Below are 3,898 nucleotides of genomic sequence, written 5' to 3'. Positions count from 1 at the left end.
ACTCTTGCATGATGTAGCCCACAAGACGCTTATCAAAGTCAATCCCACCAAGGCGAGAGTTCCCGTCAGTTGCCAAGATATCATAAGCATGATCAGCCACACGCATGATGGTAACGTCGAAAGTTCCCCCACCAAGGTCAAAGACCAAGACATTCCCTCGAGCATTTTTAGTGTGGGCATAGGCAATGGCCGCAGCTGTAGGTTCATTGATAATACGCAAGACGTTAAATCCTGCGATACGACCAGCAGTCTTCGTTGCTGCACGTTGATCTGACGTAAAGTAAGCAGGAACTGTGATGACAGCATCCTTGATACCCTCTGCTTGACCCATTTCCTGACCAACTACATAAGCACGCTTACGGAATTCGTTCAAAACCAAGGCAGAGAGAATAATAGAATTGACACGTGTATGATCTGGTGTATCACTAGAAATCGGACGACCAATATCACGCTTGAAGTCAAATTTAAAGTTTTCTGTACTTCCGATTTCTGTTCCACGCTCAATGGCTTCCTTACCAAAAGCTACATGGTTTTTACCACCGATATTTGAGAAGTAGACCGCTGAACGCAAGACCTGATCGTCATTCGTCCCCATCGGAATAATCTCTGGTACGTATTCACGAACAACAGCCATGACGGAGTTAGTTGTTCCTAAATCAATACCAATCGCTTTCTTTCTCATAACAATTTCCCTTCTAGTCTCATCTTGAATTTATCTGACGTTCAGTCTTAGCATGCATTTGCCTAGATTTTTAATGTCATTTTCGTCACATAAATCCCAATAGAGTATAATCATTCCAGTCTAATTTTTCACTATACTATATTATCACAAATAAAGAGACTATAAAATAGGAAAAGGGGAGTGAGACTGAACAACTTTCATAAAAATTGTTCCTTGTCCCACTCCCCTTATGTATTAGTTGATTTGAAAGACTTGATAAACTTAGAAATCCCAGAGCTACTGTCCCTCCTAAATTGTCATGCCTTATATCAAGTAAGACACTCCTACTTTCTGAAAGAAAGCTGAGAAATTCCTCTCAGCTTTCTTTGTTATAGTCAAAGCGAATGACTTGCTCCATGGCGTCTACATAGGCGTGGACTCCAAAGGGAACAATGGCTCTTGGTGTGGCATGGCCGACATTCAGATTATAAACAATTGGGATATTATTGTTAATAATATCCAATAGTGCTTCCTTATAGTCTTCATAAAAGGTTTCATCCATAGGTTTCCCGACCAAGAGTCCACTGACGACCTCAAATATCCCAGTGTTCTTTAAAGTCCTCAACATCTTTTTGAAGTATTCCGGATCAGGCTTTTCTTCGCTTGTTTCTAGCAAGAGGACTTTGCCTTCCCAGTCTGACAAGTCAGGGAAGAGTTTATACTTTTGGCAGAGTTCTCTACTGTCTGCATATCGAGAGTTGTCAAAGATATCGTAGAGGGATTCGAGGCAACCACCAAGGATTTCACCCTCGAACTGGGCATTTCCTTGTAACAAGTCAAAACCTGTATTTACATGGCTGATACGTGGTGTTCCAAAGGCTTTGGGACTAAAGTCAGTCCGTTCCTCATACCAAACATCACTAGGGCGGATTTCTGAGATTTTTCCAGTCTCAATCAATTCTTTAAAGTAGTGGAGGCTATAGTCTAGCATTTCTTTGTCTAGTTCACAAATGTCTGCTAAAAAGGATTGACCATAAAAAGTCTTGACCCCTAGTTTATGCAACATGAGGTGGTTCATGGTTGTATCCGAGAAGCCAAGAAACATTTTTTGTTTGATAACCTTTTGTAGTTGATCATTTTCAAAAAGATAAGGTAGTAAGCGATAGGTATCATCTCCACCGATGGCGCATAGAATCATGTCGATACTATCATCAGAAAAGGCCTGAATCAAATCCTCTGCACGAGCTTCAGGATGTTCTTTGATAAAATCTAAGCCTTTTAGCGAATGAGGTAAAAAGATAGGATTGAGTCCGAGGTCCTTGAGACGTTGAATACCCAAGTCCACTTCGTGCTTGACAAAGTCTTCACCGATAATCCCACTAGATAAACTTACGATACCAATAGTAGAAGCCATATATTATCCTCCTAGAAAATAGATTGAGCCTATCTTATCACGGGAGGTGAGATAAAACAATAGGTACTATATTAATTAGAGGTTCCCTCCACTAACTTAATCAATCACACTCTCACCAACATAAATAATTTCTAAATTCCCCAAGGAAACATCCCCTTTGATGTAGAAATCCTTGCTAGTCAAATTGCTTGGATTTTCCTGGTGTTGAATAGCCGAGAGCGAGTTGTCCACATTAACATGAACTCGCCAATCACTGGGTACATAGAGACTCAAACTTCCCAGAGAAACGTCCACATCAAACTGGGCAGACGGCCCTTCAATACGGCAGTTATCAAAATAAACCGACGCTTCTCCCAGACTAACATCCGCACTTCCATGAGTAAAGTGTTGGTCATTGAGATATTTGGTCACCGTTGAAAAAGTCACATCAATATCATTACCACCATTTTGAGCATTTGACCCGGCAGCATCAAAACCAAAACGATTTTTCGCTTTACCAGAAGGTTTGAAGAGAGTATTCAAGCCAATAACTGCAAGAATAGAAGAAAGAATAACGACCGAATTAGATACTGGAAGAAAATGAAACTGTCCATTGAGTGAAAAGAGGGCCAAAACACCATAGATGAAGCCCCAACCAAAGTGCCGTTTCAAAAAACTAGAAAGAGAAAGAACGGTCAACAAGACCACCCAGACCAACATCCAAAAACTAATTTCCCATTGTATAAAATAGTCTTGTACAATTACCAAAGCTGCCAAAAGGATCAAGAGGATCCCAATTAATCTATTTCTCATCATATTACCTCATTTCGTTTAATCGTTCTTTTAAAACTGGATAGTAGCGTCTTGATACATGAACCTGCTTGTGGGTCTGATAGAAATTAACCGTGCTGGTCCCTGAAAAAGACTTCTCTAATGCATAAATCTGCTTTACGTTGACAATGGTCGATTTGGAAATCCGACAAAAGGCAATCGGAAGCAGCTCTTCCAACTCATAGAGCTTCTGCTTGACCTCATAGGCCTCGTCCCTGGTATGCCCATAAATCCTCTCCCCATCTGTTTCAAAAAAGAGAAGAGTTTCCAAATCCAAAAAATATTCGCTGCGATCCTTATAAAAGGCTAAAGGGGCCAACTTTTGCTTTAAAATGGACGCCTGTAGCTGCGCTATTTCTTCTGTTAATTGAGGAGCTCGAATCAAGATTTCAGGCTCATCTATGGATGGGTCCAATGCGATGCTAACTTTCATAATACTCCTTTCCTGTCCTTTTGATGGTTCCATTATAACAACTGCTTTAAACAAAACAAGGGCTTTTAGGTAAGTGGCACAGTTTAGGCCCTAAGAGGTAAGTTGAAGCAATCAAAAAGAACTTGGCTATTGCCAAGTTCTCCACTTTTTAGATTGAGGACCAAACCTCTTAAACATTTTTAAAACCACTGTTGACTAGTCAACCGCAAAAGTATCTACTATTTCACGGTATTTTCACGACTCACATTTTGTGATTCGCCAGCCTTACCGTTGATACGGTAGTCGCTGTAGTCAGAACCGCTACTACTAGAGTCACTATCGTCATCGCCAACGTATTCCACGTTACAAGTCCAAGAAATTTTATCTTTAATATCTCCTGATGACTTGAATTTCGAATCATAGCCATAATAGAAATCATAGACTGCCGTAAAAGTTACTTTAAAGGTCTTTTCACCAGTCTGAACGACTTCAGTTACATCAACATCTGAGAAGGTAATACTATCAGCGGCACGGTTTTTGGCTCCCGTAGTATTTTTATCAATATCAGCCGTTACATCCTTATACATGGTATCATCAGTAC

General features: G+C 40.4%; 4 protein-coding genes and 1 pseudogene. All 5 read right to left on the bottom strand.

Annotation, left to right across the window (positions count from 1 at the left end):
* Positions 1-682 (bottom strand): Hsp70 family protein (locus RWZ99_RS09075; RefSeq protein WP_314678259.1); only part of this gene is annotated, 682 nt, incomplete at its 3' end.
* 355 nt (positions 683-1,037) lie between these two features.
* Positions 1,038-2,075: an LD-carboxypeptidase gene (locus RWZ99_RS09070; RefSeq protein ID WP_314678257.1), complete on the bottom strand. Its 1,038-nt coding sequence runs from the start codon at positions 2,073-2,075 to the stop codon at positions 1,038-1,040.
* Between the two features lie 96 nt (positions 2,076-2,171).
* Entirely contained in the window at positions 2,172-2,867 is a 696-nt protein-coding gene (locus RWZ99_RS09065) for a LiaF transmembrane domain-containing protein (RefSeq protein ID WP_314678254.1), read from the bottom strand.
* A 4-nt stretch (positions 2,868-2,871) separates the two neighbouring features.
* Positions 2,872-3,318: a LytTR family DNA-binding domain-containing protein gene (locus RWZ99_RS09060; RefSeq protein WP_314678253.1), complete on the bottom strand. Its 447-nt coding sequence runs from the start codon at positions 3,316-3,318 to the stop codon at positions 2,872-2,874.
* Between the two features lie 218 nt (positions 3,319-3,536).
* Positions 3,537-3,898: pseudogene (locus RWZ99_RS09055) on the bottom strand (hypothetical protein); the annotation flags it as partial.

The organism is uncultured Streptococcus sp., from assembly GCF_963545685.1.
GTDB lineage: Bacteria > Bacillota > Bacilli > Lactobacillales > Streptococcaceae > Streptococcus.
Note: the sequence above shows the minus strand (reverse complement) of the source record. Positions and strands in the feature narration are given on the sequence as shown.

Bases quoted from the DNA above. Each gene is read 5' to 3' on its own strand.
- RWZ99_RS09070 (WP_314678257.1), bottom strand. From the start codon at position 2,075: ATGGCTTCTACTATTGGTATCGTAAGTTTATCTAGTGGGATTATCGGT.
- RWZ99_RS09065 (WP_314678254.1), bottom strand. From the start codon at position 2,867: ATGAGAAATAGATTAATTGGGATCCTCTTGATCCTTTTGGCAGCTTTG.
- RWZ99_RS09060 (WP_314678253.1), bottom strand. From the start codon at position 3,318: ATGAAAGTTAGCATCGCATTGGACCCATCCATAGATGAGCCTGAAATC.